The sequence below is a fragment of the Prevotella sp. E13-17 genome (genome assembly GCF_022024035.1).
Taxonomy (GTDB): Bacteria; Bacteroidota; Bacteroidia; order Bacteroidales; family Bacteroidaceae; genus Prevotella.
Map to the genome: position 1 here is coordinate 161,480 of NZ_CP091787.1, position 21,376 is coordinate 182,855.

Below are 21,376 nucleotides of genomic sequence, written 5' to 3' on the forward strand. Positions count from 1 at the left end.
TAGATTATGAGAAAGATTTTCACCGCAATTCTGCTCTTGGTTGGTCTGCTCCCTGCAATGGCTGCCGACAGCATGAACCCTCTGGCAAACGCCGATGCAATTGTTAATGCCGGCGAGGCACGTTTCACCGTGCTTACTCCCGAATTGATTCGTATTCAGTACAGTAGAAAACAGCAGTTTGAAGACCGCGCTACCTTTGCCGTGGTCAATCGTCGTCTGCCAGTGCCTCGTTATACTAAAGAGGTACGTGACGGCTATTTGTATATCACCACCGATGCGCTGACGCTGCGCTACAAGATGGGTGGAAGGATAGACAATCGCCCCAATGACCAGGTGCTCACCATCCAGTTCAAACTGAACGGTCGTCAGGTGACATGGTATCCAGGCAAGGACGACAAGTTGAACCTGAAAGGTACTACACGTACGCTCGACGGACAGATTGGCGACAACAAGCGACAGGAGATGGAAAACGGATTGCTCTCTCGGGCAGGCTGGAGCATCATCGACGAGTCGCCCCGCACCCGTCGTGGCGATGGCTCCACCACTTTTGCCTTCGACAAGAGTCAGGACGGCATTGAGTGGGTGGCACAGCCCGTCGATAAGGAGGCCATCGACTGGTACTTCCTGGGCTATGGCCATCAGTACAAGAAGGCGCTGGGCGACTATATCAAGATTGCTGGTCGTCAGCCCATGCCTCCCCTTTATGTGTTGGGCTACTGGTACAGTAAGTACCAGCGCTATACCAGCGAAGAGTTTATGGAGATTGTGAACGATGTGAAGAAGAATCAGATTCCTATGGACGTGATGATCTTCGACATGGATTGGCATACCGAGGGCTGGACTGGTTGGACATGGGACCGTACGGCTATTCCCGATCCCGAGGGCCTGATCAAGTTCATGCACGACAACGGTCTGAAGGTGTCGCTCAACCTGCACCCCGCAGATGGTGTTGACTCCGATGAAGATATGTTCGAGCAGCTTCGCGATTCGATGGGCATGGATGCCGCTACTAAGGTGGTGCCCTGGAATCTGAGCGATCCTAAGTTCTACCATCACATGTTCAATAGTATCATACGTGCACGCGAGAACCAGGGCGTCGATTTCTGGTGGCTCGACTGGCAGCAGAACCTGACCAGCAAGTATGTCGATGGACTGAGCGAGACCTTCTGGTGCAACCACGTGTTCTACAACGACATGCGTCTGAACCGTCCTAACCACCGCCCTCTGATCTTCCACCGCTGGGGTGGACTGGGCAGCCATCGCTATCCCATCGGCTTCTCGGGCGACTCGTTCACGACCTATGGCACACTGGCATGGCAGCCCTATTTCACCGCGACAGCCTCAAATGTGGGCTTTGGCTACTGGGGACACGACCTGGGCGGACACCAGCAGACCGGCGCCAACGATCCTGAGATCTATCTGCGCTGGATGCAGTATGGCGTGTTCACCCCCATATTCCGCACACATGCCACCAACTGGGAAGGCATTGAGCGCCGCATCTGGAAGTATGAGAACTTCCCCTTGCTGCTCGAGACGGTGAAGTTGCGCTATGCACTGATGCCTTACATCTACACGGCAGCCCGTCAGGCCTATGACACGGGCGTCAGCATGTGCCGTCCTCTCTACTATGATTCTCCCGAAGCCAACAATGCCTATCTTTTCGAAGATGAGTATATGTTTGGCGACGATATCCTGGTGGCTCCCGTTGTGACACCTTCTGGAAAGAATGGCAAGGCCGAACGCCGCACCTGGTTGCCCGAAGGCAAGTGGTTTGACGTATGCCGCAACAAGGTGGTTGAAGGCAACCGTGTCTTTGTGGATAGCTACTCACAGCCTGAGATACCTTATTTCTATCGTGCAGGTGCAGTGATTGTCAACAATCCTCCAATGATGAACCTTAACACCCGCCCAGACCGTCTGATTGTGAAGGTGGTGCCCGGTGCCGATGGCGAGAGCGCTCTCTATGAAGACGAGGGCGACACCGAGGGCTATAAGGAAAGTGCCTACAGTTGGGTGAAGATGAGTCATAAGGACAATAGTCTGACCATCCATCCCCGCAAGGGCTCGTTCCCTGGCATGCCCGCCAAGCGTGCCTATACGGTAGAGTTCCTGAGCACCGACTGTCCTACAGCAGTTACCGTGAATGGCAAGAAGCAGGATAATGGCACCTGGAACTATGATGAGAATCGTCGTGTGGTAACCGTGTTTGTGCCCGCTACTGCTTGCGACAAGAAGATCAATGTAAACCTGGAAAAGTAAAGGAGAAACGCAACTATGAAGAAGTTTTTGATATATATAGTAGGATGTCTGATGATGGGTGTTAGCACAGCTGCCGCTCAGAAGTATCAGGACTTATGGATCACAGGTAGTGCAGTGCCCGGTGGCGTGCAGAAACTGGTGAAGGGCGGTGACGGCAGTTTTAAGTATGCCGGCAAACTGTCTGAGGGCGAGGTTCGCGTCATGACCACCAAGAAGGCAGGCAAGAACACCACTTATCTGTTGCCTCTGCTCACCGATGCCAATATCGTGAATCGTGGCTTGTCATATCAGGAGACCACCGATGCCAGCAAAGCAGGCTGGCAGGTGGTCATCACTGAAGATCACTATCGCTTCACGGTCAATACGAAGGACATGAAGTTGCAGGGCGAGATCTTCTACCCCTGGGGCGAACTGTTCATTGCCGGCGGTGCCACCGAGGTTGGCTGGAAAAGCGAAGGCAAGATGCTGCTGATGAAGCAAGATATCAATAACCCATACGTGTGGACGTGGGAAGGCGAGTTGAAGAGTCACCCCGGCATAGAGGAGCCCGAGAAATTTAAGTTCCAGGGCCAGGACCGCTGGTCGCCCAAGGGAATCCATCCCTATAAGGCCGATGCCGACATCTTGACCGAAGGTCAGTTCCGCACGGGTGGTGACGATACGAAATGGAAGATTTCCAAGCCCGGACGCTACCGCATCAAGATTGACCTGTTCAACGAAACTGTCAAGGCAGAGTTGATTAAGTAGTCCTGATTTCAATCGTAAACAATATATTAAGTAATAATATTATATTTCGAATAACTAAAAACAATGATTATGAAGAGAGGTTTACTTTTCGCATTCCTTTGTTGGATTGTAAGCTCAGTAGCTTTTGCTCTTGAGCAAGTAGATGGCGTTTACCAGATTGGCACAGCCCAGGATCTGGTTTCATTCTCAAACATGGTTGCCAGTGGCAATGGTTCGATTTCGGGTGCTTTGACAGCCGATATCGACATGACCGATGTGACATTCACGCCCATTGGCTCGACCAATAGTAAGTTTACCGGCGAATTCAACGGTCAGGAGCACAGCATCAAGAACCTGATTCTCGAATTAGAAGATCAAGAGTACGTAGGATTGTTTGGTGTGATTGGTGGTGGCGCTTATATCCACGATGTGGTCATTGCCAAGTCTTGTAAGATTAAGGGTAAGGCCTTTGTTGGAGGTATCGCTGGTGGTACCAATGGTGGTGGCACAGCTACCTTCGAGCGTTGCGGTAACGAAGCCAACGTCACTGCTATTGAGCAGAATGCAGCTGGTATATGCGGTGTGAGCATGGGCTCACAGTGTGGTATCGTGATTCTGAACTGTTTCAACACTGCAGGCATTGTTGCAGCCAGAGAGGCTGCCGCTTTCTGCGGATGGGTTGGTGACAACGGTAGTAGAGTTGAGAACAGCTATAATGCTGGTTATGTGATAGGCCAAGACGGGAACTACTCTCTGTGGCGTAACACTCGTGGTAAAGGCCTGAACAATTATGACGTCTCTGGTAACCAGGGTACTAAGATCAGCGATGATAGTTATGACATGGAGTGTGGTGCTGTCTGCTACCAGCTGAATGGCAATCAGAGTGATGCCCCAATCTGGTTCCAGACCATCGATAAGGATCCGCATCCTTATCCATTCGCGTCTCACGGAACTGTTTATGCCATCGGTGATCTGTACTGTGATGGTACGCCTAAAGACGAAGAAAATTTCTCGTTCTCTAACACGAATGAGTCAAACCGTGATCCTCACACTTTTGTTGATGGTATCTGTTCGAAATGCGATGCTGTGGACAAGAACTACAAGGAGCTTACTGAAGACGGTTTCTATTTGCTGGAGACAGCTAAGGATCTGAACTGGTTTGCTGCTCTTGTTAATGCTGGTAATAAGAAGGTAAATGCACGTCTGGGCGCCGACATCGACTTCACTGAATATACGATGAACGATGTGATGATTGGTGGCGATGCTTTCTCGTCAGAAGAGGAAGATCCTGCTCGTGCATTCAATGGCGTCTTTGATGGTGCTGGCCATACCATTACCATCGACTATTCTGCCAGTTACGATGGCGTGGGCCTGTTCAAGGTCGTTGATAACTCAACCATCAAGAACCTGATGGTTAAGGGTGCTATCGAAACATCAGGTCGCTTTGCTGGCGGTTTGATGTTCGTTACCCGTGGTACATCGACTTTCGAGAACGTCGTGGTTGATGTTGACATGACTTGTAGCTATATTGGCGATGCTACTCATGGTGGTATTTGTGCTGTGGCCCATGAGAATCCTGTCTTCAGCAACTGTGCCTTCATCGGTTCAATGCAGGCCGAAGGCTGCGAGGGTAGTGCTGCCATCATTGGTTATGCTCATGGTGAGGTAGAGACCATCATCAAGAACTGTTATGTGGCTCCAAGTGAGCTGACGCTGGCCAACGGTTCTACCGTTATTGCACGCCATGTGAAGACCAAGATGAACTGTTATTACACAGACAATATCGTTTCTGTTTCTGACAACTCTGTTGAGATCATCAGCCAAGATCTGCTGGCTACTGGCGAGCTTTGCTATCTGCTGAACGCAGCCGATGGTATCGACGCATGGCGTCAGGATCTGGGTACCGATGCTTATCCTGTGCCTTTCGCCAGCCACAAGATGGTTTATGCTTCTGGTTCAGAATCTTGCGATGGCACTTTGAAGCCCGGTGTTACCTATTCAAACACTGAGACTGGTGTGACACGCGATGAGCACAACTATGAAAATGACATCTGCACCGTTTGTGGTGCCCGCATCATTCGCAATGCTGAACAGCTGGAGGCTCTGGCCAACGCTATCAACAGCGGTGAGATTGATGGTAAGGTGATTGTTGATGTTGTAGAGGATATCGACATGAAGGACATCGAGGATTTCCAGGGTATCGGTATTCGCACCAATGAGTTGACTGGCGAACTTGACGAACAGCAGAACCCAATCACTCGCGATGTGAAGCGTCCATTCGCTGGAACCTTCGACGGTCACGGTCATAAAATCTCTAACATGTATATTGACGCTCAGACAGGCAATAAGGGTCTGTTTGCTTTGGCCAGCGGTGCAACGATTAAGAATATCGTTGTTGACGAGAGCTGTGAGATCTGGTCAACAGGCTACTCTGCTGGTATCGTGGGTACTGCATGTGGCAATGGCACGCTGACCATCGAAAACTGTGGTAACGAGGCAAGTGTCAATGTAGGTCCCGATGGTGCAAACGCTGCTGGTATTCTTGGTGTGAACGACCTCAGCGAGGCTTATGTACGCATCATCAACTGCTATAACACCGGTACGATCACTGGTCAGCGTGAGTGTGGTGCTATCTCTGGATGGCTGGGTGATGTTGCAGAGGTTGTGAACTGCTGGAACTCTGGTTTTGTTAATCCAGAAGCGATTGATGGCGAGCGCTCATTTGTTCGTTACAATGGTAACAACGTGAAGTTGGTGAACTGCTACGAGGTAGAAGGCAGCCAGGTTAACCAGGTTACTGCCGACGATGTGCAGAACGGTAAGCTCTGCTTCCTGTTGAACAAGGGTGCTGAAACACCTGTCTTCTTCCAGACACTGGGATCCGATAATCATCCTGTCTTCGATGCTACTCATGCAGTGGTCTATGAGACTGTCGATGGCACCTACAGCAACGATCCATCTGCTTCTGGCATTGAGACCTCTGTTGTTTCAAAGAACAGCACCATCCAGGTGGTTTACTCTATCTCGGGTGCTCGTCAGATGCAGCTGCAGCGCGGTATCAATATCGTACGTATGGCTGATGGCAGCGTGAAAAAGATTATGAAGAAATAATTTAATAGTAAGTAATAATGAAGATGACTTTAAGAGTCAGTATGTTTCTTAGTAGTCTGGCCATCGCTTCCGTAGCGATGGCTCAGACTGCTTTTATGACCAACGACAAGGTGGCGGTGTTCTATCCCAAAAATTATGATGCAAAACAGCACCAGCCTTCACCAATTTTCGAGCACGAGCCATCGGCACTGAATGCCTTGGATGCCGACTGGAAGGTGCGACCTGTCTTCACCACTTTTGGAGGCAGAAACGTGGCAACAGTCAATGTGGAAGACGGCGTTGACTTTTATGGCACAGGCGAGGTAACTGGCAGCCTGCGCCGTAATGGTTATACGGTGGGCCTGTGGAATATCGACACACCTGCCTACGGTGTGGACAACGGTTCGCACCTCTACCAGAGTCACCCTTGGGTGATGGGCGTCCGCAAAGATGGTACCGCCTTTGGACTTATTGCAGACAATACCTGGAAACAACGCATTACCACACAGGACAAGCAGGTGATCTTTGAGAGTGAGGGTCCTGCTTTCCGTGTGGTTGTCATTGAGCGCGAGAATCCTCAAGCGCTGATGCAGGCACTGGTTGACCTGACCGGTAAGATGGAACTGCCACCACTGTGGTCGCTCGGCTACCAGCAGTGTCGTTTCAGCTATCATCCCGACACCCGCGTGAAGGAGATTGCCGATCTGTTGCGTTCTAACCGTATTCCGTCCGATGTCATCTGGATGGATATCCACTACATGGACAACTACAAGATTTTTACGTTCCACCCCAAGGAGTTCGCTGACCCCAAAGGACTGAACGACTATCTGCACAGCAAGAACCTGAAGGCTGTGTATATGATTGATCCAGGAGTGAAGGTCGAGAACGGCTATTTCGTGGACGACCAAGGCACTGCAGCCGACTACTGGGTGAAGGATAAGGACGGCAAACCTTTTGTAGGCAACTGCTGGCCCGGTCCTTGCCACTTCCCTGACTTCACACGCCCTGAGGTGCGCACGTGGTGGGCTACACTCTATAAGGACTATATGGCTACGGGTATCGACGGCGTCTGGAACGATATGAACGAGCCTTCTGTCTTCGGTGGTCCTGATGGTACCATGCCTGTGGACAACATGCACTTGGGTGGCGATGGCGTACTGCCTGGCCCACATGCCCGCTTCCATAATGTTTTTGGATTGAACATGGTTCGTGCCAGCCGTCAGGGACTGCTTTATGCCAACCCCAACAAGCGTCCTTTCATCCTTTCCCGCTCTAACTTCCTCGGTGGTCATCGCTATGCTGCCACCTGGACGGGCGACAACCTCTCGTCGGTAGATCAGATGAAACTCAGTGTGCCGATGACGCTGACACTCGGACTTTCCGGACAGCCTTTCAATGGACCTGATATTGGCGGTTTCTGTGAAAACTCAACAGCCGAGCTCGTAGCCGACTGGACCGCGATGGGTGTCTATTTCCCCTTTGTGCGCAACCACACCATCGACGGCAGTATCGACCAGGAGCCCTGGGCGTTTACCCCCGAGGTGCTCAACAGTTGTCGCACTGCCATTGAGCGTCGCTACAAGCTGATGCCTTATATCTACACCGCCTTCCGCGAGGCCAGCGTTGACGGTATGCCCGTGATGCGCCCCTTGTTCATGGCCGATGCTAAGGACCTCTCGCTGCGTAGCGAGGACAAGGCTTTCCTGTTGGGCGGTGATCTGATGATCACACCGCGTTGGGCTGAGAATGTTGCCCAGCCCAATGGTGGCTCATGGCAGCCTTTCACGCTGGAGCAGAACACCGACATCTATCAGTCAGAGCTTCGTCAGCGTCCTGGTTCGGTGATTCCGATGGCCAACCTGGCACAGAGCACCGCCGAGATGACCACCGACTCGCTCACACTCTATGTCTGTCTGGATGACAATGGCAGCGCTAAAGGTCAGCTCTATGAGGACGAGGGCGATGGATTCTCATATCGTGAAGGCAACTACAGCCTCTCAACGATCGAGGCTTCGCTCAACAAGAAGCAGCTCTCTGTTAATATAAATAAGGTGGAGGGCCAAATGGAGAAGCCACAGCGCACGTTGCGTATTGCCTATGTAAAAGGCGGTAAGGTGCAGTACTCTGCTTGGCAGAAGGGCAATCGGGCATCCATGAAGATCAAGAAGTAATAACACTCAACCAATACAAACACCTTATACAATACCTAACCTTTACAATATGATAAAAACGTTGAATCATTATAAACTCAGTATTTTGTTAGCCATTGCTTCGGCATGGCTAACAAACACTGTTGTCATGGCTATCGAGCCTGTTGATGGTGTCTATCAGATTGCTACTGCTCAGGACTGGAGCGAGTTCTGTACGCTGCACAATACGGGCAGTAACCAGCGCTTAAATGCCGTCCTGATGGCTGACATCACCGTCGAGGGCAACAGCATGGTGGGTATCAACGGTGGCGGAAAGCCCTATCGTGGTATCTTTGATGGTCAGGGACACAAACTGATTGTCAACTATAACTTGAACGAAGATCGTGTGGCACCGTTCCGTCGAATCAATGGTGCTACTGTTAAGAATGTCATTGTTGAAGGTACGATTACCACCACGTCGAAATTGGCCTCTGGTCTTGTCGGAGGATTGTGGCAGAGTGGTTCACTGATTCAGAACTGCGTGAGCTATGTGACCATCAACGACACGAACAGTGGTGATGCAACACATGCAGGCATTTGTGCAAGCTATGAGGACGTGAATGGTACCAACATCATAGAGAACTGTGCCTTCTTTGGCACCATCAATGCCCCCAACCGTAATGGGTGTGGTGGCCTGGTAGGATGGGTCAATGGTGGCAATGTGATTCGCAACTGTCTGGTTGCGGCTACGCTCAACGTTCAGAAGAATAACAACAACGAGATACTGTTCCGCAATAATGGTGTTGCAGAGAACTGCTATTTCGTGGGCAACTACGAAGGATTGAAAAACGAGAAGGGTGGCATTGCTGCTACCGACGAACTGGCTAAGAGTGGTCAGCTTTGTTTCCTGCTGAATGGTAACAAAAGTGATAACCCAGCCTGGTTTCAAACCATCGGTACAGACAATGTGCCTTCGCCACAAGGCAAGGGCATCGTCTATGCCAACGGTCTTCTGAAGTGCGACGGCACACCTAAGGGTGAGGTGACTTTTAGCAACTCTTCCGAAGGTACCGTGCGCGACGAGCACCAGTGGGACGGCACAGGCTTCTGCTCTGCGTGTCACACCATTCAGCCTAACTACCTGCAGGCTGATGCCAAGGGCTTCTATTCTTTGGCTTCGGCGCAGGATTTGCATTGGTTTGCTGCTTTGGTCAATAGCAGCGAGAACCGTGCTATCAATGCCCGTTTGACTGCTGATGTGGACTTCAGCAACTATCAAGACATGATTGGCGACGGCGACAACGAGAATGCCTATCAAGGTGAATTCGACGGACAGGGCTATCGTGTCACGGTGAACTACCGTGTCAATCAGAAGAACGTGGCACTTTTCCGTTATCTGAAGGATGCTTACATACATCACCTTATCACCGATGGTACTATCCAGAACGAGAACAACCCTTGTTCGGGTGGTATCTTTGCCGGCTCGCGCGGTGCCTCAAAGATTGAATGCTGCGCCAGCTTTATCAACTTCGAACGCAGCAGTGGCGACGATGCTACCGTAGGTGGTATTGGCGCTTATATGCACGATCAGGGATCGATTACTAATTGTGGCTTCTATGGTTCTATCAAGACGCCTAACGCCACTGGCGATGGTGGCCTGCTGGGTTATGCCAATGGTGGCCAAGAGGTCAGCTTCAGTCACTGCCTGGTGGCTGCCACGGAGCTGACTTGCAGTGGCAACTCAATGGCAGTAGTACGAAACTGCTCAAACCTGACAGCTGTCTATGTGATAAGCAATGGTCAGTTCTCAGAGCAAGGACAAAAGGTATCTGCCGATATTACCGCCACCGGTCAGCTGGCTTATCTGCTCAACGACAATGAGCCTGCCGGCATCTGGTTGCAGCGCATCGGTACCGACAAACTGCCTTTGCCCTGCGGTGTAGAGAATGGACTGGTCTATCCTTCGGGCACCTTCACCTGTGATGGTCAGCCTGTGGGCACAACCACCTTCACCAACGACAAGGATGCACAGATTGTTTATCAACCCCACCAGTGGGAAATGGGCGTCTGCACCGTATGCGGCATCGCCGATATGGACTATAAGCAGCCGGTGGGCGATATCTACGAGCTTGGCAGTGCTGCCGACCTGGTATGGTATGCTGCCTATGCTAAGAACGACGAGGTGAAGAGTGCACGTCTGACGGCTGATATAGACTTCAAGGATATCACTTTTGCAGGTATCGGTACATCTGCCAAACCCTTTGCTGCTACATTCGATGGTCAGGGTCACATCATCAGCAACCTGACCATGACACAGACTGAGAGCGATGAGCCCGTGGGCTTCTTCGGTGTGGTAGGCGAAGGTGCACAGATTCGTAACTTCACGATTGACAACAGCTGTAGCTTTGCTGGTCGTCATGAGGTGGGCGCATTTATCGGCTCGACTCCTGTTGTGGCTGCTGGCAAGCTGATCTTAGAGCAGCTAGGCAACGAGGCCACCGTTAGTGCACAGAGCTTCTATGCTGGTGGTATCCTGGGTAGCAATAGCAGCAGCACGCTGAAGGTGGTGATGAACAACTGCTATAATGCTGGCACCATCATTGCCGACATCGAGGCTGGCGGTCTGAGTGGATGGCTTGGCGATGAGGCCGAGCTCACCAACTGTTACAATATGGGTAAGGTCGAGGGAGTCGGTTCTGAGTCTTTTGCCCGTGGCAACAACATCAACGTAGCAAACTGCTTCGACCCTGTCACCAACTGGGCATCTATGCCAAAGAGTGCTGTTGAAGACTTCACCAACGATGCAGTGTTCAACTCACTGTATCAGGCAGCACCAGGCATCTGGTTCCTCAGCAGTGAGGAGAATGGTCATCCAGTGCTCTACAACACTGGCATCGTCTCTGCTATTAAAGAAATCTCAGGTCCTCGTGTCAGCGCAGTGTCAGGCCGCATCTATAATCTGAGCGGTCAGCGCATTGGCAAACCGACTCGTGGCTTCTATATCAAGGATGGGAAAAAATATCTGAGGTGAGTGCATCACCTCAGATATCCCCACCTTAAAAACAACTAACCAATATAACTAACCAATAATTAAAACTAATGGATATGAAACGAAATCTAAAACTAACTTTAGTATCAGTCCTTTGTTTTTGCTTTGGACATACAGTGTGGGCAGAAGATCACTACCTAGTTGGAGGTGCCACAGAATGTGGGTGGACTACATCTAATATGGAATACAACAGATCTTCTGTGGCTATGGTTAATGTGGATGAAAACATTTGGGTATGGGCTGGTACAATGACCGTTGGTGATGGTGATTCCGGAGCCTTCAAAATACCTAATTCATCTGGAGGTTGGGACGGTTATTGGGCACCATCTGCTAACTATTTGCTTACCTCTGGTGTAGAGGCTGATTTGTCAACCAGCAGTAGTGGTGACAATAAGTACCATGTGGCTGAAGCAGGTATGTATAGAGTGACTATCAATACCTCTACATTGAAAATTAAGGCTGAAAAGCTGACGGAGCCTTCAAAGGATGGTGATTACTATCTGATTAGCAGTGTGGATGACTACTACTGGTTTGCGGGTAAAGTAACATCTGCGGAAAGTAGTACTGCAAAGGCTCGTTTGACTGCAGACCTTGATTTCTCAGAGAAAGGATTCTTCCCCTTGGCCTGTGATAAATATAAGTTTAAGGGTGAGTTCGACGGAGCAGGTCATACCATTAGCAATGCTGTTATTAAAGGAAGTAATAACAATGTCGCTTTCATCCGTTATGCTACTAATGGAGCAAATATTCACAATCTCGTGATTGATGGTTCTTTTACAGGAAATGCTAAGGTGGGTGGCATTATTGGCTTTGCTCGCGATGGAGGTACAGTGACATTGACTAATATTATCAACAAGGCATCTGTACGTTCAACTGGTAATAGTGATGCTAACGCAGCAGCATTTGTGGGTTGTGCAACAGATGGTACAAAAATAACGGCCTTGAACTGTGCAAACATGGGTTCTGTTAGTGGCCAGGATGGTCAGTGTGCAGCTTTTGCAGGCTGGACACAGAGTGGAACCACTTTTACCAACTGTTGGAACAGTGGTACTATCAGCAATATAGATGGCACTTCTCAGCTTTATCGTAATTCAAGTTCTGTTACAGCAACCAATTGCTTTGACCTTACAAATGTTGGTAATCAGGGTACAAAGGTAGATGCTTCCACCCTTGCAACCGGTAAGTTCTGTTTTACATTGAATGGCGATCAGAGTAGTATCAATTGGTATCAGAACATGTCAGGTACAGTAGATAACTATCCTGTTCCATTCTCCTCTCATGCTCAGGTATATGCTAATGGTGAGCTAAAATGTGATGGTACAAGTGCTGGTGGTGAACTGACATATAGCAATTCATCTACCTCTGTGATCCCTCCTCATACCTATGTAAATGGATGGTGTTCAGTATGTAATGCACTAGACCATGACTATCTTACTGCTGACGGAGAGGAATATTACAGTATTGGTAGTGCCAATGATTTGCACTGGTTCGCTGCTATGGTGGCAGAGGTTAATCAGTCTGCCAATGCAAAACTGACTGGCGATATCGATTACACGGCATATAAGCAAGGATTTATTGGTACGAGTCAGTCACTTCCTTTCCGTGGAATATTCAATGGTCAGAATCATGTGGTTACTATTGATATTGTGAATAATGGATCAGGTCGTACCGGTCTATTTGCTTATATTAATGCTGCAACTATCAGAAATCTTATAGTAGAGGGAAGTGCTACATCTGCAGGTAATAACTGTGTCGGTGGTCTTGGTGGACGCTCCGATGGTGATGGCACACTTATTGAGAATGTGGTGGTGAAGACGGATGTAAGCTATACAGGTTCGAATGGCGACGCAACTTGTGGCGGTTTCTTTGCTAATATGGAAGGCAAAGTAACTCTTCAGAACTGCGCATTCTATGGTTCTATCAATACCGGTTCTGCCGAAGGTAATGGTGGTTTAGTAGGTTGGGCCGGCGGCGGTTCCGACAGCAAGTATATTAATTGTATCGTTGCTCCGACTTCCTATACACAGAATGGTAATAGTGCCGACTTCGCACGTAATAATGCTAAAACTACTCAATGCTATAAGGTGTTAGGCAGTGATGCTAGGCTCGTAACAGGAGAAATGACTTACGTTATGAACGAAGCCATAGGTGAGACTGTTTGGTTCCAAAAAATAGGCACTGATAGCTATCCCATGCCCTTTGGAACAGATGTGGTCTATGCCAACGGTTACCAGTACTGTGACGGAACAGTGAAGAGCGGTGCTTACGAAAATGAGAACAAAGGTGTAGTGCGTGATGAACATGTTTATGGTGAATGGGGATTCTGCACAAATGTAAATGGAAGTTCCGTAACCTGCGACCAGATTCAACCTGGATTCGCTACTCTTACCGATGGCTATTATCAGATTGGTAATGCGAAGGAACTGAACTGGTTCGCCGTTTGGACTAATCGTGAGGATGCTTCTGTTAATGCAAAATTGACTGCTGACATCAACATGACCGAAGTTGCAAACTTCCCTGGTATTGGATCTGGTGAGAAGAATTTTACGGGTACTATCGATGGTCAGCGTCACATCATTACCAATATGAAGATGGATTGGTCACGTGAAGGCGTTGGCTTGGTAAACCGTGCAGCCGATGGTGCATGTGTGAAGAACGTTACCATCGCTTCTAATTGTAGTTTCAAAGGCTCTAAAGCCGTTGCAGCACTGATTGGAGGTACTTATGGTGCTGGTGATATTTATATCGAGAACTGTGGTAACGAGGCTCCTGTTCAGTCAACTGGTCAGAATGCCGGTGGTATCATTGGCTGTCGTTTTAACGACAATATCTGTCATTTGACAAATGTCTACAATGTGGGTGAGATAACTGGTGAAACAGCAGGTGAGAGCGGTAGCTTCTCTGGTTGGATGAGTAATGCCGTTTTGAAGAATTGTTATAGCATTGCTGGCTATCCCACTTCTGAGGATACTCATGGTTTCCAACAGGGTAATCAGTTCTCACGTGGTAATGATATCAATCTGACCAACTGCTATGACTTCGGAACTGGAGACTGGGGCACGAATAATGGTTCATGGGGTTCCGCATTTACTGGCGATCACAAAATTATGGAGGTAAATGAAACGACGATGGGCGTTGTGTTTGCTGGTTTGTATGATGCTGAGGGCGGAGATGTTTGGCGCATGGAATATGAGGGCTGGGCTCACCCGGTGCTCTATGACCCTGCCAAGAAAGTGCTGAGCGAGAATGTGCCTAACCGCTTCTCAAGTGAGAATGGTGTTGACCTGACATTGAAGCGTACCACTGTTGCTGGCACATGGAACACCATCTGCTTGCCATTTGCTTTGGATGCTACGCAGATTGCATCACTCTTTGGCGCCGGTGCTAAGGTGGCTGAACTGACTGGTGCTACTGGCGAGACGCTGAATTTCACTACTGTTACCTCAACTGAGGCTGGTAAGGCTTATCTGGTTATGCCTTCTGAGGCTATGAGTGAGAAGGAACTGACTGTTGACCTCGATGCTACTGATCCTGTTGCAACAACAGAGGGTGGCTATGAATTTACTGGTATCTATCAGCCAACAGCTGTTGTGGCTAACGATCTGTTCGTGGCTGCAGGCAATAAGCTGACACCAAGTGATGGTACTGGTAATCTGAAAGCCTTCCGCGCTTATTTCCACAACACGGGTAGTGGTGCTCGCTTAACGAACTTTGTCATCGACGAAGAGACGACAGGCATTGCTTCTATTGAGGACGGACTGATGAAGGTTCAGGATGCTGTCTATGATATGCAGGGTCGCAAGGTTTCTCAGTTGAAGAAAGGACTCTATATTGTAAACGGAAAGAAACAAGTTGTTAAATAATAAATAAGGTATATGACTATGAAGAAAATGATATATGTATCCCCAACAGTAACAGTGGTGGAAATACAGATGCAACAGCTAATGGCTGTTTCTGGTAAGGTTGATGGCGAGCCAGGACTTATCCCGGATCCTACTCCCTCGGATCCTTCGGTGGGATTGTCCCGTCGCCACAATGATATCTGGGCTGATGAAGAAAACGAATCTGAAGAATAATATATATAGTGATCAACAACTTTTTTATTAACTTAAAACTGTTTTATTTATGAAGAAGAACCTAAGATTAATGCTTGTGTTGGCCGTCAGTTGGCTGACCAGTATGGGTGCTATGGCACTTGATCAGGTCGAGGGCGTCTATCAGATTGGTACAGCCGCTGACTGGGCAGACTTTTGTAGTTTGCACAATGATGGCACCGACCAACGTCTGAACGCTGTTCTTACTGCCGATATCACCGTGGAAGGTAATGCCATGGTGGGTATCAATGGTGGCGGTAAACCTTATCGCGGTGTCTTCGACGGACAGGGACATAAGCTGATTGTCAGCTATAACCTGAACGAAGAGCGTGTAGCTCCTTTCCGTCGTATCAACGGTGCTACAATCAAGAACCTGATTGTTGAGGGTAGTATCACCACCAAGTCAAAGCTGGCTTCCGGCCTTGTTGGTGGCTTGTGGCAGAGTGGCGCAAAAATACAAAATTGTGCCAGCTATGTGACCATCAACGATGAAGAGGGCGGTGACGCCACTCATGGTGGTCTTTGTGCAAGCTTTGAGGATGTCAATGGTGCTAACATCATCGAAAACTGTGCCTTCCTTGGCACCATCAATGCTCCCAACCGTGAGGGCTGCGGTGGTCTTGTGGGATGGACCAACAACAGTAATAACACCAACGAGATTCGCAACTGTCTTGTGGCTGCGACACTGAATGTGAAGAAAGATGCAAACAATGATGTCATCTGCCGTAATAATGGTATGGTCATCAACTGCTATTATCTGGGTAGTATCGAAGGTTTGAAGAACGACAAAGGGGCTATTGCTGCTACTGATCTACAGGCTCAGAGTGGTGAACTTTGCTTCTTGCTGAATGGCAAGAGCAGCGAGAATGTGGCTTGGTTCCAGAAAATTGGTACCGATGATAAACCTACAGTAATCGGCACCGACGTTGTCTATGCTAATGGCGAATTGAAGTGCGACGGTATGACTCCTAAGGAAGGCAGTAGCCTGACTTTCTCAAACGAAGCAGGTTCTACCATCGATGAACACGCCTATGTTGATGGTATTTGCACCGTCTGTGGTGACTTACAGGCGATAGAAGGCTTTTATCAGATAGGCTGTGCCGCTGCCTTGCAGAAATATTCAGAGATTGTCCGGACTGTCAATGGTGGAGCCAATGCCGTGCTGACCAAAGACATCGACATGACAGACCAGACGTGGATACCTATTGGTCAGGATGCCCACGACTTTAAGGGACATTTCAATGGGCAGGGTCATCGCATCCTGAAGCTTACCACGACTGCAGGCAATAACAATCAGGCACTGTTTGGTCAGGCTGTAGGTGGTGCCATTATTGAAAATGTCATTATCGACGCATCTTGCACCATCCAGGGCGCTGCCTTTGCAGCTGGTATCCTGGGCCATGTGTGGGGCGACGGCGTGATTGTTCGTAATTGTGGTAATGAGGCAAATATTAATGGTACGGGCAACAATGCTGCTGGTATCATTGGTTGCTCAGAGAAGGAAGTGCATATTTTGAACTGCTATAACACAGGTGCTATTGTCGGTGCCAACGAGAATGCTGGCATCTGCGCTTGGATGGGTAGCAGCAACTCTACTATCAAGAATTGCTTCAGCACGGGTGCTGTGACCAATGGTGTAGGCCTGTGGCGCAAGGATGAAGTAAAGGGCCAGAATGTCTATCAGATTGAGGGAAAACAAGGAACTGCGTTCACCGCAGAAGACCTCACTTCTGGTAAACTGGCCTACTTGCTGAATGGTAACAGCAGCACCGATGTAGCTTGGTATCAAAAGCTGGGTGATGAGGGTGATGCACAACCTTATCCTTTCGGTGAAGCTGTTGTCTATGCCAACGGACAGTTGCAGTGTGACGGTATCACGCCGAAGGAAGGCACTTCGGTGACCTTCTCCAACACTGAGGGCTCAACGGTTGACGAGCATAACTTTGTCGATGGCTTCTGCACGGTATGTAATGCGGTTGACGTCAACTATATTGTCGAGACAGAAGGTGCCTACAACCTGGCAAAAGCTGCTGACGTGGTATGGTTTGCAGCACTCGTGAATGGTGGTAAGGGCAATGCTAATGCTCGTCTGACTGCCGATATTGATTTCGATGGTGTCACATTCACTGGTATCGGTAATGCTTCTAATCACTACACAGGTACCTTCGACGGTCAGCGGCACATCGTGAAGAACATGGTGATCAACCTGCCCGAGACACAGAACGTAGGCTTCTTCAACGAGATTGACAATGGTGCTGTGGTTAAGAACTTCACCATCGATGCTTCTTGCTCTGTCAAGGGTAAGGCTTATGCTGCTGCCTTCGTTGGACATGTAAGTGGTAACGGCTCTGCTCTGCTGGAGTGCTTGGGTAATGAAGGTACCGTAGAGACTGTCAATCAGAATGCTGGTGCACTCGTAGGTTGCAACACCTCTGGCGAGCTGAAGATCACCGCGAAGAACTGCTACAATACCGGTGCTATCAAGTCGGGTAACGAGGCTGGCGGTCTGTCTGGCTGGTTTGGCAACGATGCAATCACTGTGAACTGCTATAACATGGGTGCTGTAATCAATGGTGAGTCTTATGCTCGTGGTAACAATATCCAGATTACAAACTGCTTCGACCCTATGGTCAACTGGCCTGCTATCACGCATGTCAACATGGAAGACTTTACCAATGGCGTTGTCTATGCTAAGTTGGCTGAGGCTGCTCCTTATGTATGGTATCTGAGTGCTGCTGAGGGTGGACACCCTGTGCTGTATGCTACCGAGTGGCAGACTGTCATTGTGAAATCTGACTATGCAGGTAACGAGATTGCTGATGGCGACTTCTTCATCTATAACCCCACAAGCGGTCTATGGCTGCAGAACAACGATAAGAACACTGGCGACTGGAATACCCGTGGTGCTACTGGTGACTATGGATTCGAATTCGGAATCAGCGCCATTGATGGTGGCTATAAACTCGATCCTAAGTTCGGTCATAATCATAGCATGAATATCAGCAACTTCTATCTGGATACTCAAAGTGATGTTTCTGCATGGAAGCTTGAGAAGTTGAACACCAATGAGGGTGTGATCGCTTACCAGATCAAGGCCGATGATGGCCGCGTGCTGAGTCTGAACAATGACAATAACTTGGACTGGAACACAGGTCGTGCTGCTGAGTGGCAGCTCGTTACCAAGGCAGACCGTATCAAGTTCATGAAAGAGAACGCTACTGTTGAGAATCCTGTTGATGCCACCTTCCTGATTAGCGACCCACGTTTCGTTAATGAGAATGAACGTGCCGCTGCATGGACTTGGGACATGAACCTTGATGGCGGTGCCCGCGATGATGTGCGCTGGTACAGAAACCGTCGTTCTTACGCTATTTGGAACTCTAAGAGCTTTAAGCTCTCACAGGTGATCGCTAATATCCCCAACGGACAGTATAAGCTGACCCTGAAGGGTTACTATCGTGATGGCGACAAAGATCAGGTTGTGGCTCGTCGTCAGGCTGGTGAGGAACGTATCCTGGCCAACTACTTCATCAATGAGGACAAGGCTCCAATGATGTCTATCCTCGATGGTGCCAGCGAGAACTGGGTGGATGGTCTGTTCTTCTATCCTGCTGCTGATGCAACTGCTCCTTATGGACACTATCCTGACAACGCAGATGGTTTCAACCGTGTTTTCCAGGATTATCCTAATAGCTATCTGAATGCTGGTGTTACCTCACAGGTAACCACTGGTCAGATGACCATCGGTCTGGAGAAGCTGGAGGCCAACGATCAAGACTGGCTGGCATTCGATGACTTCAGCCTGGTTTACATGGGTAACAGCATGGGTCTGGCAGAATATCAGAAAGCTCTGAATGATGCTATCGCTGCTGCTGAGGCTTTCGATGCTACTACAACCTCTGATGCTCTGGCTGGTGCTTTGACTACTGCTCTGACAGATGCTAAGGGCAAGCAGACTTCTACTGATGAGGACGAGCTTTCTACTGCAACTGCTACGCTGAATACTGCGCTGACTTCTGCTAAGGCTGTGAACATCGTGGCCCTGAAGGCTACCGCTGCTCTGGCAAAGACTGAGCAGGACGACGAGGCACGTGCTTCTGTTGCTCAGCTGCTGACTGATGCTACCGGTGCTGCCGAGACGGCTGTGGCCGAGGCTACGACTGCTGCTGAGGTAGAACAGGCTCTCTACGATCTGAGCGCTGCTCGTAAGATCAACGCCCTGAGCACTGCAGCAACCTTCAAGGGTAGCGCTCCTGCTGCCGGCAAGGTTTATCTGTTCAACGTTGGTACCGGCATGTTCTTGGGCACTGGCTCTGACTGGAACACTCATGCTGCTGTTGACCAGGTAGGTATCGAGATTGAACTCGTTGACCTTGATAAACCTGAGACCAACAACTTCAAGTTCAAGACAGGTCGCGGTGACGGTTGGATGGCTTACAATGGCTATGTTGATACCCGCGCTCAAGACATCTGGCACTTCCTGCCTGTAGATGGCAAGGAGGGCGTTTACAATATCAGCTCTACTGGTCAGGACGGCTTCCTGTTGGGCTACAACCCCAACAAGGGTACTGATGGCAAGAAGTACTGGAGCAACATCGGCATCGATCAGACAGGTCTGGACAAGCCCATGAACCAGTGGATGATTATCACTGCCGACGAGCGTGCTGCTATGATTAAGGCTGCCAGCGTGGAGAATCCCGTTGACGTGTCTTACCTGATTAAGAATGCCAGCCTGAACCGTCAGGACGGCTACGACATGTACACCAAGGCTTGCGAGGGTGGCAATGGCGGCGCACGCGTTTCTACGACCGCTGATGGCAATGGCGACCGCGCTGCTGACTATGCTTACGAGTTCTTCGAGCCCACCAGCTTCTCGTTCTCACAGAATCTGACTGGTCTGAAAGCCGGTAAGTATATCGTGATGGTACAGGGCTTCTTCCGTAATGGTAACGGCGATGCTCAGCGCGAGGCCTTCAACAATGGCAACGAGCCTGTACGCCTGGCCTACCTGTTTGCTAACAACGAGGAGGAACAACTGGCTAATATCACCGAGGAACTTGACCTCGTGCCTGCTCTGAACGACGTGATGACGAGCGACAAGGGTGCATTCCCCAACATGCCTAACGCAGCCATCGAATACTTCCAGCATGGTGCTTACTGGAATGCTGTTGAGGTAGAGGTAGGTACCGACGGTCAGCTGACCATCGGTGTGAAGAAGAACGAGAAGCAGCTGGATGGCGACTGGACCGTCATCGACAACTTCCGTCTGATCTACATGGGTAATCCTGCCCTCGAGACTGCAAAGAGCGAGCTCTCTACGCTGATTCAGACAGCTAAGGGTCTGGACACCACCGGTAAGACCGAAGAGAGTGTTTCTGCTCTGAACACAGCCATCACCAATGCTGAGACGGCTCTGGCTGCCGAGGATGCTACCGTTGAAAGTCTGACCACAGCTAAGACCAACCTGCAGACTGCCATCAACAACCTGGCAGATATCGTGAACGGCATCAACGCCATCGAGTCTGCAGCCCAGGCTGGCAAGGCATTCAACATGCAGGGTCAGCAGGTGAAGAAGGCCCAGAAGGGCGTTTACATCATCAACAAGAAGAAAGTGGTGGTGAAATAAGCTGTGAACAGCTATTCAAGACGACGGAATCGTCTTGAGACACTATAGGGCGAAGCCCGTATGCTTTGATGGCATGCGGGCTTCGTTTTGTTTGAAGGGGCTTCGGTCCTGAAAACCAATGGGAGCCCTCCGAAGGAAAACTCCACCCTGGTTCTCCAAAAGGAACCCCAGCCCAGCCTTTCCTCGGGAGGGTCGGGGTGGGGTTGTTCTTGGTCGGGATAGGAACGGTTTCGCACTGTCATAGTGCTGCTTTCGTCTTGTTATAGTTTCGCTTTTGCATTGTAATAGCTTTACTTTTGATGTCCGTCCAGCCCCTAGATGTGGCGCATCCAGCCCCTGGAACGGGTCATTTTAGCCCCTGGATGCGGTCGTTCTAAGGGCTGGATGTAGAGCATCCAGGGGC

The 21,376-nt window shown here is 49.6% G+C and carries 8 protein-coding genes; all 8 read left to right on the top strand.

The window, feature by feature from the left end:
* The first annotated feature begins 6 nt into the window (after positions 1-6).
* On the top strand, positions 7-2,259 hold the full coding sequence (locus L6472_RS00500; protein ID WP_237806196.1) for a glycoside hydrolase family 31 protein: 2,253 nt from the start codon (positions 7-9) through the stop codon (positions 2,257-2,259).
* Between the two features lie 15 nt (positions 2,260-2,274).
* The gene (locus L6472_RS00505; protein ID WP_237806198.1) at positions 2,275-3,006 is read left to right on the top strand and encodes a SusF/SusE family outer membrane protein; all 732 of its coding nucleotides are present in this window, start codon (positions 2,275-2,277) and stop codon (positions 3,004-3,006) included.
* Between the two features lie 69 nt (positions 3,007-3,075).
* Complete coding sequence (locus L6472_RS00510) at positions 3,076-6,096, top strand: hypothetical protein (protein WP_237806201.1); 3,021 nt, start codon at positions 3,076-3,078, stop codon at positions 6,094-6,096.
* 17 nt (positions 6,097-6,113) lie between these two features.
* Positions 6,114-8,246 carry a TIM-barrel domain-containing protein gene (locus L6472_RS00515; protein WP_237806202.1) on the top strand — a complete coding sequence of 711 codons (2,133 nt, stop codon included), beginning with the start codon at positions 6,114-6,116 and terminating at the stop codon, positions 8,244-8,246.
* 49 nt (positions 8,247-8,295) lie between these two features.
* A complete protein-coding gene (locus L6472_RS00520) occupies positions 8,296-11,235 on the top strand; it encodes a hypothetical protein (RefSeq protein WP_237806204.1) in 2,940 nt (979 codons plus the stop codon).
* Positions 11,236-11,309: 74 nt separating this feature from the next.
* A complete protein-coding gene (locus tag L6472_RS00525) occupies positions 11,310-15,116 on the top strand; it encodes a SusF/SusE family outer membrane protein (RefSeq protein ID WP_255777056.1) in 3,807 nt (1,268 codons plus the stop codon).
* A 27-nt stretch (positions 15,117-15,143) separates the two neighbouring features.
* A complete protein-coding gene (locus L6472_RS00530) occupies positions 15,144-15,329 on the top strand; it encodes a hypothetical protein (RefSeq protein ID WP_237806208.1) in 186 nt (61 codons plus the stop codon).
* A 49-nt stretch (positions 15,330-15,378) separates the two neighbouring features.
* Positions 15,379-20,973: an FIVAR domain-containing protein gene (locus L6472_RS00535; RefSeq protein WP_237806211.1), complete on the top strand. Its 5,595-nt coding sequence runs from the start codon at positions 15,379-15,381 to the stop codon at positions 20,971-20,973.
* The last annotated feature ends 403 nt before the right edge of the window (positions 20,974-21,376 follow it).